This is a genomic window from Leucobacter chromiisoli (assembly GCF_016522505.1).
GTDB classification, from domain to species: Bacteria; Actinomycetota; Actinomycetes; order Actinomycetales; family Microbacteriaceae; genus Leucobacter; species Leucobacter chromiisoli.
Map to the genome: position 1 here is coordinate 82,954 of NZ_JAEHOH010000005.1, position 13,032 is coordinate 95,985.

Below are 13,032 nucleotides of genomic sequence, written 5' to 3' on the forward strand. Positions count from 1 at the left end.
CAGGCTCGCGAGCAGCCTCCGATGTGGAGGACGCGCCGCTCGACGGGCGGGAACGCGGTCTGTGGACGAGAGCGATCAGCGCGCGGACACGCATCGGAGCCCCGGGCGGGAGGAACCGGCCGACCGAGCACCACCCGGCCGACCGAGCACCACCCGGCCGACCGAGCACCACCCGGCCTGAGCCGCCCCTATGCCGCGGGCTTCGTCGCGATGCTCACGATCTTCGGCACGCGCACGACGACGTTCACCACGGCACGATCCCCGACGGCGCGCTGCACCGCGGCCGAGGCGCGCGCGGCGGCCTCCGCGTCCTCGGCGGACACCGAGGCCGGCAGCGTCAGGCGATCCCGGACCTTGCCATCGACCTGCACGACGAGGGTGATCTCGTCCTCGACCAGCAGCGCGGGGTCGGCTTCGGGCCAGGTCACGAGGGCCACGGTCGGCTCGTGGCCCAGCTTCGCCCACATGTCCTCGGCCGTGTAGGGCGCGAAGAGCGAGAGGATCACCGCGATCGCCTCGACCGATTCCCGCACCGCGGGGTCGGCCGCGCCGCACCCGGAGTCCACGGCCTTGCGGGTGACGTTGACCTGCTCCATGAGGCGCGCCACGACGACGTTGAACTTGTACTGCTCGACGAGGCCGGGTGCGTCGGCGAGCAACCGGTGAGTGGCCCGGCGCAGCGCGGCGTCGCCGGAGGCGAAGGACGCTCCCGGCGCCGATCCCGAACCCTGCACGTCGTCGGCGAGCCGCCAGGCACGCGCCAGGAACTTCGCCGAGCCCTGCACCGACACGTCGGCCCAGTCGATGTCATCCTCGGGCGGACCGGCGAAGGCCAGCGTCACGCGCAGCGCGTCGGCGCCGTGATCCCGCAGCTCGGAGGCGAACTCGACGAGGTTGCCCTTCGACTTCGACATCTTCGCGCCGTCGAGCAGCACCATGCCCTGGTTCAGCATGTCGAGGAACGGCTCCTCGAAGTCGATGTAGCCGAGATCGTGCATCACCTTCGTGATGAAGCGCGAGTAGAGCAGGTGCAGGATCGCGTGCTCGACGCCGCCCACGTACTGGTCGACGGGGGCCCACTTCTTCGCCTCGGCAGGATCGAACGCCTGCGTGCCGTCGTTCGCCGAGAGGAAGCGGAAGTAGTACCACGAGCTGTCGACGAAGGTGTCCATCGTGTCGGGATCCCGGGTCAGAGTCGCCCCCGTCTCGGGATCGACGACGGTCGCCCACTCGGTCGCGCCGCCGAGCGGCGAGGTGCCCTTCGGCTTCAGGTCGAGCCCCTCGGACGAGGGCAGCACGACCGGCAGCGCGCTCTCGGGGACGGGCTGCATCGAGCCGTCCTCGGCGTGCAGGATCGGGATCGGGGTGCCCCAGTAGCGCTGGCGCGAGATCAACCAGTCGCGCAGGCGGTAGGTGGTGGCGGCGCGGCCGGTGCCGCGCTCCTCGAGGATCTCGACGGCGCGCGCGATCGCGTCGGCCTTCGACAGCCCGTCGAGCTCGGCCGAGTTGACCAGCGTGCCGTCGCCGGCGAGCGCGACGCCGCTCTCGACCGGATCCGGAAGCGACTCGCCGTCTTCGCCGCGCACGTCGAGCACCACGCGCACGGGCAGCTCGAACTTCAGCGCGAAGTCGAGGTCGCGCTGGTCGTGGGCGGGCACCGCCATGATCGCGCCGTGGCCGTAGTCGGCGAGCACGTAGTCGGCGGCCCAGACGGGGATCCGCTCGCCGTTCACCGGGTTCACCGCGAAGTGGTCGAGGAAGACGCCCGTCTTCTCGCGGTCGGCGTTCTGCCGGTCGATCTCGCTCTGCTTCTGCGCCTGCTCGAGGTACGCTTGGAACTGCATGCGCACCTCGGGCGAGGCGCCCGCCGCGAGCTCCGCGGCGAGGTCGGAGTCGGGGGCGACGACCATGAAGGTCGCGCCGTGCAGGGTGTCGGGGCGCGTGGTGAAGACCGGCACGCGCTGCTCGCGGCCCTCGATCTCGAACTCGACCTCGGCGCCGCGCGAGCGGCCGATCCAGTTGCGCTGCATGTTCAGCACCTTGGTCGGCCACTTGCCTTCAAGCTGGTCGAGGTCGTCGAGCAGGCGGTCCGCGTAGTCGGTGATGCGGAAGTACCACTGGGTCAGCTTCTTCTTGACGACGACGGCGCCCGACCGCTCGGACGTGCCGTCGGCGAGCACCTGCTCGTTCGCCAGCACGGTCTGATCCACCGGATCCCAGTTCACCCAGCTGGCCTTGCGGTAGGCGAGGCCCTTCTCGTACATCTTGAGGAAGATCCACTGGTTCCACTTGTAGTACTCGGGATCGCTCGTGTGCAGCACACGGCTCCAGTCGAAGGAGGGGGCGTAGACCCGGAACGACGCCTTCTGCTGCTCGATGTTCGCGTAGGTCCACTCGCGCGGATCCACTCCGCGTTTGATCGCGGCGTTCTCGGCGGGCAGGCCGAAGGAGTCCCAGCCGATCGGGTGCAGCACGTCATAGCCGCGTCCGCGCCAGTAGCGCGCGAGGATGTCGCCGAAGCAGAAGGCCTCGGCATGCCCCATGTGCAGATCGCCCGAGGGGTAGGGGAACATGTCGAGCACGTACTTCTTCGGGCGATCGTCGCCCGCCTTACCCGCCTCGAACGGCCGCAGATCCTCCCACACCGGAAGCCAGCGATCCTGGATCGCCCGGAAGTCGTAGCCCTCGGCCTGCCGGTCCTGCTGCTCGCTCACACACACCTCGATTTAGTTCGGGATCGGCCCGCGTTCAGGCGGGCACGCACACATTCTTCAAGAATACCCGAGCGCCGCGAGCAGGGGCGCTGCCTTCAGCTCCTTCTCCCCGAGCTCCCGCTCGGGATCGCTGTCGACCGTGATCCCGCCGCCGGCACCGACGCGCGCGCTGCCGGTGCCAGTGGCACTGGTGCCGGTGCCAGGGGCGCCGGCGTCGCGAGTGCCGTCAGCAGCGCGGACACCGCGAGCGGCGATACCGCGGAGCTCGATGCTGCGGATCGTCATCGCGAGTTCGGCGTCCCCGCCGTCGTCGACCCAGCCGAAGCACCCGGAGTAGAGACCTCGCGGCCCGCGCTCGAGAGCCGCGAGGATCTCGACGGCCCGGCGCTTCGGAGCGCCGGTCATCGATCCGCCGGGAAAGCACGCCTCGACCGCGTCGAAGACATCGGCGTCGGCGCGGAGCATTCCCGCGACCGTGCTGACGAGCTGGTGCACGTGCGGGTGCGTCTCGACGTCGAGGAAGCGCTCGACGCTCACCGTTCCCGGTCCGCACACCCGGCTCAGGTCGTTGCGCATGAGGTCGACGATCATGAGGTTCTCGGCGCGCTCCTTCGGATCCGCCGCGAGCTCGGCGCGCAGCTCGGCGTCGCGCTCGGGCGACACGTCGCGCGGGCGGGTCCCCTTGATGGGGTGGGTGCGGATCCGCCGATCCCGCACGCTCAGAAACCGCTCGGGGCTCGCACTCACGAGCGCACGATCGCCCGCGACGACCACACCGCCGCGCACGGCGCCGCCGCGCTCCCGCAGCCGGAGGAAGAGCCCGAGCGGGTCGAAGTCGCCCGGAACCTCGGCGGTGTCGGTGAGGCAGAGCACGTAGGCGTCGCCGTCGCGGATCGCCGAGCGGCACGCCTCGACCTCCTCGGCGTACGCGGTCTCGGTGCTGCGCCAGGTGGGACGCGGCCCCGCCGCATCCCGTTCTTCGGCTCTCACCGTCGTTTCGGATCGTTCCGGGCGATCCGAGCCGAAATACGGGTGAAAGCCGAGATACGGGACGCGGTCGAGGCGCGGAGGGGCGGGAGAGGCTCCCGAGCCCGCGTTCGGCTCGGCGAGCGCAGCACCGGGCGCGCCGGGAAGCTCACCGAGCAGCTCCGCGAGTGCCGCGGCATCGCCCCGCAGCTCAGCGGTCCCGCTCTCGTGGTCGACCGCGAGCACACCGTCCACGCGCAGCGCGAATGCGGCGGGAACGGCGTCGGGCAGTGGATCGAGCCCCATCAGCGTCACCCCGAATTCGTAGCCCAGCGCCACCACCCAGCCATGATGCAGCCCCGCGCCCCGATCTCCCCCGGGTTCCGGGTGCTCGGCCCTGAGACCGGCGAGGAACTCCCGCTCGCCGCCAGGCTCAGCGATCCGCAGCTCGCTCGCGACGCCGAGGGTGCTCACCCGGGGTTCGCCCGGCGCCGCGGTCTCGCCGTCGAACCAGAACCAGGGCCGCTCGGCACCGGCGAGCGAGCGAGCGACGGCCGCAGGATCCTCGGGGCAAGTGACGGGGCAGGGCACGGAGCGCGCCGCCCCAGCCGGCTCCCCGCTCGGCGGCCCGTCCGTCTGCTCCACGGTCATCAGCGTAGTGGGCCGAGCCGGGCACCGATGGTACGTTCGGTGCATGCCGGCCTCCCCCTCACGCGACCGATCGCCGAGCGCCCTCGCCGGCTCGCTGCTCGTGGCGGACTCCTTCCGCGTGCGCACGAACCCGCGCACCGGCGTCGCCGAGGTGCGCGGGCTGGACCGCCATCGCGACCGCTTCGCGCGGTCGGTGCTCGCGTGCTGGCCCGGCGCCGCGGAGCGGGAGGCCGAGATGCGCCCGGCCGTCGAAGCGCTCATCGGGGAGTACGGGGCGGAGCGCGGAACGGCCTCGTTCATCTGCAGCGTGCGCCGCCCGGAGGAGGAGCGGCTCCTGCGGGGCGTCGACGCCTTCCTCGACGACGCCCTGGCGCGGATCGCGGAGTACGGCGAGGGGTTCCCGCGTCTCGAACTCCGGGGCGACGGCGACCGCGATCCCGAGCTGGGCCTCGCACTGCGCCCGCTGCCCGAGCTGCACGACACGATCGAGCTGCGGACGGCGGGGCACGTCGGTGTCGAGCGTGCCGGAGTCAAGGGCCCGAACATCTCCCGCTACTCGGCGCTGAATCGGGAGCTCGGAGCCGAGGCGCTGCTGCTCGACCCCCGGGGGCGCGTGCTCGAGGGGACGACGACGAGCCTCGTCTGGTGGACCGACGGCGGTGACGGATCGGGCCACTACGTCGATGAGCCGTGGGGATCGAACGCAGCCGCGGATCGAGTGGGCTCGATCACCGAGGAGCTGCTGCGCGAGGCCGCCCAGAAGCGGCTCGTCGGGCGTCGTCCGAATCGCAGGCGCACGGGCGCCCTCTCCGCAGGACGACCGACACCGGCCGAACTCTCGCAGCACGAGGTGTGGGCGGTGAACGCGCTGCACGGGATCCGCGTCGTCACCCGCATCGACGACGTCGCGCTTCCGGCGCCCGATGCGGATCGGCTGCGGTGGTTCCGCGACGCGCTCGATCGCGCCTGGCAGCCGCTGACGCCGCGCAACTGAGCAGGAGCGCGGCCGGGCAGACCCTCGCCTGAGCAGGGCCTCGTCCCTCTCGCCGCTCGGAGCACCTAAAGTGATATCATTTTTATATCACCCAGCGAAGGAGCGCAGATGACGACGAACCCCGTACCCGCACCGCAAGAGATCGGCCCGGTGAACGCCGAGCCCGTCGGCCACGACGGCATCCGCGTCGACGTCGACGAGCGCCCCGCGTGGCACGGCGGCTCGGGCATCGCACTTTCCCTGTTCCTCCTGAGCATCGTCGCGTTCCTCGGCGGCGTCGTGCTCGTGATCCGCGGCGGCGTGATCCTCGACGACGGCGGCTCGGGCGTCATCGCGGGCCTCAGCATCGCGATCGGCATCCTGCTCGCGATCGTCAGCCCGTGGGTGTGGGGCATGGTGACGATCGTCGCCCCCGGCCAGACCTCGGTGCGGCAGTTCTTCGGCCGCTACGTCGGCACCATCCGCAGCACCGGCATCAGCCTCGCCGCACCCTTCACGACCGGCAAGAAGGTCTCGGTCCGGGTGCACAACTTCGAGACGAACGAGTTGAAGGTCAACGATTCCGACGGTAATCCGATCCACATCGCCGCGATCGTGGTGTGGCAGGTGGCCGACACCGCGAAGGCCGTCTTCGCCGTCGAGGACTACAACGAGTTCATCGAGACCCAGGCCGAGGCGGCGCTGCGCCACGTCGCGACGACCCACCCGTACGACGAGCCCGGCCCGGGCGAGCAGTCGCTGCGCGGGAGCACGGATGTCGTCTCGGCCGAGCTCGCGGAGGAGGTCGCCGCGCGCGTCGCGCTGGCCGGCCTCGAGGTGCTCGAGGTGCGCATCTCCTCGCTGGCCTACGCCCCCGAGATCGCCCAGGCCATGCTGCAGCGGCAGCAGGCGAGCGCCATCATCGCGGCCCGCGAGAAGATCGTCGAGGGCGCCGTGACGATGGTGGATCAGGCGCTCGACCGCCTCGAGCGGGAGGACATCGTCGCGCTCGACGACGAGCGGCGGGCGCAGATGGTGTCGAACCTCCTGCTGGTCCTGACGAGCGAGCAGCGGGCGACCCCCGTCATCAACGCCGGGTCGCTGTACGGCTGACCATGGCCGAGCAGGAACCCGGTTCGGAGGGCCGGGCCCGCAGCCGCAGCAGGAAGCAGCTCCTGCTGCGGCTCGACCCGGCCGTGCACGCCGCGGTCGCGAAGTGGGCGGCCGACGACCTCCGCTCGGTGAACGCGCAGATCGAGGTCATCCTCAGGCGGGCGCTCGTGGAGGCCGACAGGGATCCCCGCCCGCGGCCGATGCGCGGGCGGGGCCGCCCGCCGCGCGAGACGCCTCCGGAGTGAGCGCGGGCGACGCCGCGTCGCTCACCCCGCTGAGAGCTCCAGCCGCCGCACCCGGGAGTCCGCGAGCCCCTCGGGCAGCTCGGTGTGCGTGATGAGGATCACGGCGCGATCCTCGGGCACGGCGCCGATCAGGTCCACGAGCAGGCGATCGGCCAGCTGCCGATCGACCCCCGCGGTGGGCTCGTCGAGCACGACGACCGGGAAGTCGGCGAGGATCGCCCTCGCGAGCGCGATCCGCTGTGCCTGGCCGCCGCTCACGAGCGCGCCGCGCTCCCCGACCGGACTGTCGAGCCCGCCGCGATCCCGCGCCCACTCCCCGAGCCCGACGCGGTCGAGCGCCGCCATCAGCTCCCCGTCGGATGCCGCGTCGGACGCGCCGACGGCTCCGCTGCCCGATGCCCCGCGCCCCGCGCTGTCGAGCGCGAACTTCAGGTTCTGGCGCAGGTCGGCGTCGAAGAGGTGGGGCGTCTGCTCGCAGAGGCCCACGATCGAGCGCAGCTCCCGGATCGGCAGGTCGCGCGCCTCGACGCCGCGCACCCGGTAGTCGCCGCCGTACTCCAGCAGCCTCACGAGCGCGAGTGCGACCGTGCTCTTGCCCGCGCCGCTCTCCCCCGTCAGCACGAGGGTCTCCCCGGCGCGCACTGCGAAGGAGACGCCCGACACCGAGGGCGCCGGCGCGCCCGGATGGCTCACCGAGAGGTCGCGCACCTCCACGAGCGGGGCCGCGGGATCCGGGCGGGGTACCGCACCGCTCCCGGCGCCCTCGCGCGGGACCTCCGGCGGCATCGGGGCCTCGGTGAGCTCGGCCACCCGCTCCGCGCTCGCTCGCACCGTGCGCCGCGCCGCCAGCGCCGCGGGCAGCTGCGCGAACACCTCGAACACGGCGGCCGGCACCACGACGGCCGCGGCGACGAGGGGGGCGGAGAGCGCGCCCGGCCCCTCGGCGTGGAGCGCCGGCGCGGCGGCCAGCAGGATGAGGAGCGACGCCGCCCCCGACCCGAGCGCCAGGATCGCGCCGGTGAGGCCGGCCGCACGGCTGCGCCGCAGCTGCACCCGGGCGAGGCGCTCCTCGGCCGCGGCGATCCGGCGCCGCTGCAGATTCTGGGCCCCGAAGGCGGCGAGCACCTCAGCCGCGGCGAACCGCTCGAGCAGGGTGTCGAGCAGCGCGGCGCGGGCCGCGGAGAGCTCGCGGTCGCTGCGGCCCGCGATGCGCTCGGAGAGCCACGCCGCAGCGCCGCCGGAGACGAGCAGGGAGGCGGCGAGGATCAGGGCGGCGGGCGGCGAGACGAGCGCCAGCACCAGGAGGCTGAGGCCGACGACGATGCCGCTCACGAGGATCGGCTGGCGCACGCGCAGCGGCTCATCCTGCAGTTGGTCGACGTCGTCGACGAAGGCCGCGAGCACCTCCCCTCGTCTGCGCGACTCGATCGCCCCCGGCACGCGGGGCACGAGCGCCTCGAAGGTCGACACGCGGAGTTCGGCGAGCTGGGCGAGAGCGGCGTTGTGGCTCGCGAGACGCTCCGTGTAGCGGAACGCGGCCCTGCCGATGGCGAGCGCCCGCACTCCGACGATCGCGAAGGTGAGGTGGAGGATCGGGGGTTGCTCCCCCGCCCGCACGATCAGCCACATGCTGAGGGCGAGCAGCCCGACGACGCAGCCGTCGGCGAGCGCCCCCAGGACGACGCCGGGGGCGCGGGCCGGGCGCGACGGCATCGCGCGCCGCAGCACACGCTCGACGGCGGCCTCGCCCGCGGCCGTGCTCCGCGACTCCATTCCGCTCACGATTCCTCCCCCACGCGCACCACCCGATCGGCCGACGCCATCAGCGCCTCGCGGTGGCTCACCACGAGCACAGCCCGGCCGGCCTCAGCCTCCCGACGCAGCGCCGCACCCACGCGAGCCTCGGTCGCGGCGTCGAGGGCGGAAGTGGGCTCGTCGAGCACGACGGCCCCCGCATCGACCGCCCAGGCCCGGTAGAGGCAGCGCGCGATCCCGACCCGCTGCGCCTGACCCCCCGAGAGCCCCGAACCGCCGGCGCCGAGCACGCGCCCCGGGTCGGCGTCGGGCAGGCCGGCGGCGTCGAGCGCGCGGCGCACCAGTCCGGCATCGGGGGCGCCGGCGCCGAGCGCCACGTTGTCGGCGATGGTGCCCTGCAGCAGTCCCGGCCGCTGCCCGGACCACGCGAGCTCGGCGGGGCGGCTCAGCACCCCCGCTTCGGGCGCCGTGAAGCCGAGCAGGCCCGCGATCAGTGTCGATTTGCCCGCGCCCGACGGGCCCGCGAGCGCGACCACCTCCCCGGGGCGCACCTCGAAGGACACCGGGCCGACGATCCGCCGCCCGCCCCGGGCGAACACCGCGCCGTCGAACGCGATACGCCCGTTCTCGCGGCCGCCTCCGCGGCCGGCGCTCCCTCCGGAGAGGATCTCAGCAGACACCGGAGCCTCGGCAGGCTCAGCAGACGCAGCCGGCACAGCCCCGGCATCCTCCTCGATGATGTCGAAGACCTGCTGCGAGGCCGCGAGCCCCTCCGTGGAGGCGTGGAACGCCGCGCCCACCTGGCGGATCGGGATGAACACCTCGGGAAGCAGGAGCAGCACGTAGAGCCCGAGGGCGAGCGGGAACTCGCCCGACACGAGGCGCGTGCCCACGGTCACCGCGACGAGCGCGATCGAGAAGGTGCCGGCGAGGTCGAGCACGAAGCCCGAGAGGAAGGTGACCCGCAGCACTCTCATGGTGCGCGAGCGGTACTCCTCGGTCTCGCGGGCGATGCGGGCGGCCTGGCGCTCCTCCCGGCGGAAGATCTTGAGCGTGGGCAGCCCGGTCACGACGTCGAGGAACGAGGACGAGAGCCGCTGCAGCTGCTGCCACTGCCGGTCCTGCACCGCCTGCGTCGCCAGTCCGATGAGGATCATGAAGAGCGGGATCACGGGGAAGACGACGATCACGGTGATGCCGCTCACGGGGTCCGCGAGCAGCACCGCGAGGATCAGGAACGGCGTCGCGCAGGCGGTGAGGATCAGCTGCGGGACGTACCCGGAGAAGTACCCGTCGAGCGCGTCGAGACCCCGGCCCAGCACGGTCGCGATGCCCGCGTCGGCCCGGGAGGCGGCCCACTCGGGCGAGCGGCCGTCGATCGCGTCGAGAGCCCGGGATCTCAGCTGCGCCTTCGCGCGGATCGCTCCGCGTGCGGCGACGACGTCCATGCCCCACCCGCTGAGCGCCCTGACGAGCAGCGCCGCACCCGCGCCGGCCAGCAGCCACGGCAGGAGCTCGGGATCCTGCACCCCCTCGGCCACGCGACCGGTGAGCTCCTCGCCGGCCGCCTCTCCCCCGCGGGAGCCGAGCACCGGCAGCACCAGCACCGCGAGCGCCTGCGCGAGGAACCAGCACCAGCCCACGATGGCCGCGGTGCGGAGCAGGCCGAGCGCCGCGCCCGTCGCGAATACCCCGCGGGCGGCGCTCGCGTAGCGGAGCAGCCTGGGATCGAGAGGTTTCAACCGGTGTCCTCGTTACGTGTCGCGCGATCTGCGGGCGGCGGGCGGAGCGTGCGCATCCGCTCCGCCTCCGGCAGTCTACGGAATCGGCGGGCCATACATCTGATGAAATACCGGGTGCCGGGATCCGAGCCTCGTCGATCCGGATCCCGGCGGGCCCCCGGAACACCGGGAGCCCCCGAGCACCGCGAACCCCGGAGCGCCGGGAGCCCCCGGAGCGCCGGGGCCCGCTCGCCCCCTAGTGCGCGCCCTGCGGGATCGACTCGCGCGAGAGGCGCTTGCGGAAGATCCAGTAGGTCCACGCCTGGTAGGCGAGCACCAGCGGCATGGTGAAGACCGCCACCCAGGTCATGAGCACCAGGGTGTTCTGCGAGCTCGCCGCCCCCTCGATCGACATCGACTCCGCCGGGTCGATGCTCGACACCATGAGGTTCGGGAACAGCGCCATGAAGATCGTCAGCAGCGCGAACACGATCGTCGCCGCGTTGCACGCGAACGCCCGGCCCTCACGACCGACGGCGTTCGCCACCCAGCCGGCGACGAGCGCGAGGGCTGCGACGATCGCGCAGGCGGCCACGACGGGCAGCATGGGGTTGTCGAGGTGCTGCAGGATGGTCCACGCGAGGAAGACCGCGGCGACGAGGATCGTCGCGAGGCCGACCTTCTTCGCGAGCGCTCGGGACCGGTCCCGGATCTCGCCGGAGGTCTTCAGCGCGATGAACACGAGGCCGTGGGTGAAGCACAGCAGCATGAGCGCGACCCCGCCGAGCAGGCCGTAGAGGTTGAGCAGCGTCAGCAGCGTGCCCTCGTAGATCCAGCCGCCGTTGTCCATGGTGCGGATCGGCAGCCCCTGGGCGAGGTTCGCGAACGCGGTGCCCCAGAGCAGCGGCGGCAGCAGCGAACCCCAGAAGATGAACTGGTCGAACCAGCGGGTCCACTCCCGCCCCTTGCCCTGGTGGCGGTACTCGAAGGAGACCCCGCGGAAGATCAGGGCGACGAGGATCAGCAGCAGCGCGAGGTAGAAGCCGGAGAACATCGTGGCGTACCACTCGGGGAAGGCTGCGAAGAGGCAGGCGCCCGCGACGATGAGCCAGGTCTCGTTGAGATCCCAGACGGGGCCGATGGTGTTGATCACCACGCGGCGATCGGTGTCGTCGCGACTCACGAAGGGCAGCGCCATGCCGACGCCGAAGTCGAAGCCGTCGAGCACGAAGTAGCCGATCAGCAGCACCCCGACGATGAAGAACCATACTGTGGTCAGTTCCATTGCGGTGTCCTCCTAGTAGACCGTGGCCAGTGCGCGGTGATCGGGCTCTCCGCCCTCGTCCTCCGAGGTCTCGATCTCGGGAGGGCCCTCCTTCGCCGCCTTGGTGATCAATGTGAACTCGACCACCGCCAGGGCGCCGTAGACGAGCGTGAAGACGATCAGCGAGACGAGCACGGCCCAGCCGGGAACGCCCGGCGAGACCCCCTGCTCCGTCGTCATCAGCCCGAAGACGATCCAGGGCTGGCGGCCCATCTCGGTGAACACCCAGCCGACGAGCGAGGCGAGCATCGGCACCGGAACCGTCCAGACGGCGACCTTCCACGCCCACTCGGGCACCTCGCGGTTCTTCCGCGTGATCCAGAGCCCGACGGCCGACACGAGGGCCGAGAGCGCGCCGAGGCCGATCATCCAGCGGAACGACCAGTAGGTGACCCAGATGATGGGCGCGAAGCCACCGCCGCCGGGGCAGGTCAGCAGGCTGTCGGCGCCCCCGCAGTACAGCGCCTCGTACTCGGTCTGGAGGTCGCGGATGCCCTCGACGGAGCCGTCGAACGTGCCGTTCGAGAGGAAGGAGAGCAGGTACGGGATGCGGATCGAGAAGATCTCGTGCGCCCCGTCGGGGGTGCCCAGGCTGAAGATCGAGAAGGACGCGTCGGCACCGGAGGCCGTCTCGTAGAGCGCCTCGGCGGCGGCCATCTTCATCGGTTGGGTCTCGGTCATCACCATGCCGAGCGAGTGCCCGGTGAGCCCGACCCCCATGAAGGCGAGGATGTTGGTCCACGCACCGAACCGGAGGCTGACGCGCATCTCGTCGACGAACTGCCCGCGCTTCAGGTGCCACGCGGCGACCGCGACCATCACGGCCCCGGCGAACATGACGGACGCGAAGAGGGTGTGCGGGAACTGGGTCATGGCGACGGGGTTCGTGAGCACGGGGACGATGTCGTTCAGCTCGACGCGGCCGCGCTCCTCGTTCACCGTGAACGCCTCCGTCACGGGGTTCTGCATGAACGCGTTGGCTGCGAGGATGAAGTACGCCGAGAGCATCGTGGCGATCGACGTCATCCAGATCGAGAGCAGGTGCACCCGCTTCGGCAGCTTGTCCCACCCGAAGATCCAGATGCCGATGAAGGTGGCCTCGAGGAAGAAGGCGATGAGGCCCTCCATCGCGAGCGGAGCGCCGAAGATGTCGCCGACGAAGCGGGAGTAGTCCGACCAGTTCATGCCGAACTGGAACTCCTGCACGATGCCGGTGACGACGCCCATCGCGAAGTTGATGAGGAAGATCTTGCCGTAGAGGCGGGTGAGGCGCAGGTACTTCACCTTGCCGGTGCGCACCCACACGGTCTGCAGGATCGCGACGAGCAGGCTCAGCCCGATCGTCAGCGGGACGAAGATGAAGTGATACAGCGTCGTCAGCCCGAACTGCCATCGGGCCAGCGTCAACGCATCGAGGGTTTCGTACACGTGAGGCTCCAGGGCACGGGACGCGGACCGCACCCAGGGGGCGTCGTTCCGCACTCCCTTAGTGAGATCCGGGGGCAGGATGGTCATTCCTCGCCGGAGCTACCGGTCGGTGACCGGTCACCTCCGATTCTACCTTTTCTGC

At 71.7% G+C, this 13,032-nt stretch carries 9 protein-coding genes; 3 read left to right on the forward strand and 6 right to left on the reverse strand.

Annotation, left to right across the window (positions count from 1 at the left end; genetic code table 11):
* Positions 1–188: 188 nt before the first annotated feature.
* Both leuS and JD276_RS04075 read right to left on the reverse strand, forming a co-directional pair.
* Positions 189–2,720 carry a leucine--tRNA ligase gene (gene leuS, locus JD276_RS04070; RefSeq protein WP_372432818.1) on the reverse strand — a complete coding sequence of 844 codons (2,532 nt, stop codon included), beginning with the start codon at positions 2,718–2,720 and terminating at the stop codon, positions 189–191.
* A gap of 51 nt (positions 2,721–2,771) precedes the next feature.
* A complete protein-coding gene (locus JD276_RS04075; protein WP_200114147.1) occupies positions 2,772–4,331 on the reverse strand; it encodes an anthranilate synthase component I family protein in 1,560 nt (519 codons plus the stop codon).
* Between the two features lie 43 nt (positions 4,332–4,374).
* Here JD276_RS04075 and JD276_RS04080 point away from each other — a divergent pair, with 43 nt between their 5' ends.
* The 3 genes from JD276_RS04080 (at position 4,375) to JD276_RS04090 (ending at position 6,662) form a co-directional block, all read left to right on the forward strand.
* Complete coding sequence (locus tag JD276_RS04080) at positions 4,375–5,325, forward strand: aminotransferase class IV (protein ID WP_200114148.1); 951 nt, start codon at positions 4,375–4,377, stop codon at positions 5,323–5,325.
* A 108-nt stretch (positions 5,326–5,433) separates the two neighbouring features.
* Positions 5,434–6,417 carry an SPFH domain-containing protein gene (locus tag JD276_RS04085; RefSeq protein ID WP_200114149.1) on the forward strand — a complete coding sequence of 328 codons (984 nt, stop codon included), beginning with the start codon at positions 5,434–5,436 and terminating at the stop codon, positions 6,415–6,417.
* Between the two features lie 2 nt (positions 6,418–6,419).
* Positions 6,420–6,662, forward strand: coding sequence for a type II toxin-antitoxin system antitoxin (locus JD276_RS04090; protein WP_200114150.1), 243 nt, complete (start codon positions 6,420–6,422; stop codon positions 6,660–6,662).
* A 21-nt stretch (positions 6,663–6,683) separates the two neighbouring features.
* Here the strand turns inward: JD276_RS04090 and cydC are convergent, their stop codons facing one another.
* From cydC to JD276_RS04110, 4 genes are all read right to left on the reverse strand, one after another.
* Complete coding sequence (gene cydC, locus JD276_RS04095; RefSeq protein ID WP_200114277.1) at positions 6,684–8,435, reverse strand: thiol reductant ABC exporter subunit CydC; 1,752 nt, start codon at positions 8,433–8,435, stop codon at positions 6,684–6,686.
* Between the two features lie 5 nt (positions 8,436–8,440).
* Positions 8,441–10,159 carry a thiol reductant ABC exporter subunit CydD gene (gene cydD, locus JD276_RS04100; protein ID WP_200114153.1) on the reverse strand — a complete coding sequence of 573 codons (1,719 nt, stop codon included), beginning with the start codon at positions 10,157–10,159 and terminating at the stop codon, positions 8,441–8,443.
* A 235-nt stretch (positions 10,160–10,394) separates the two neighbouring features.
* The gene (gene cydB / locus JD276_RS04105; RefSeq protein ID WP_200114154.1) at positions 10,395–11,423 is read right to left on the reverse strand and encodes a cytochrome d ubiquinol oxidase subunit II; all 1,029 of its coding nucleotides are present in this window, start codon (positions 11,421–11,423) and stop codon (positions 10,395–10,397) included.
* Positions 11,424–11,435: 12 nt separating this feature from the next.
* Complete coding sequence (locus JD276_RS04110) at positions 11,436–12,890, reverse strand: cytochrome ubiquinol oxidase subunit I (RefSeq protein WP_307866437.1); 1,455 nt, start codon at positions 12,888–12,890, stop codon at positions 11,436–11,438.
* Between the last annotated feature and the right edge of the window lie 142 nt (positions 12,891–13,032).

Excerpts from the sequence above, each read along its gene's own strand:
- JD276_RS04090 (WP_200114150.1), top strand. The coding sequence starts at position 6,420 with ATGGCCGAGCAGGAACCCGGTTCGGAGGGCCGGGCCCGCAGCCGCAGC.
- cydB (WP_200114154.1), bottom strand. The coding sequence starts at position 11,423 with ATGGAACTGACCACAGTATGGTTCTTCATCGTCGGGGTGCTGCTGATC.
- cydC (WP_200114277.1), bottom strand. The coding sequence starts at position 8,435 with ATGGAGTCGCGGAGCACGGCCGCGGGCGAGGCCGCCGTCGAGCGTGTG.
- JD276_RS04080 (WP_200114148.1), top strand. The coding sequence starts at position 4,375 with ATGCCGGCCTCCCCCTCACGCGACCGATCGCCGAGCGCCCTCGCCGGC.
- JD276_RS04085 (WP_200114149.1), top strand. The coding sequence starts at position 5,434 with ATGACGACGAACCCCGTACCCGCACCGCAAGAGATCGGCCCGGTGAAC.
- JD276_RS04075 (WP_200114147.1), bottom strand. The coding sequence starts at position 4,331 with ATGACCGTGGAGCAGACGGACGGGCCGCCGAGCGGGGAGCCGGCTGGG.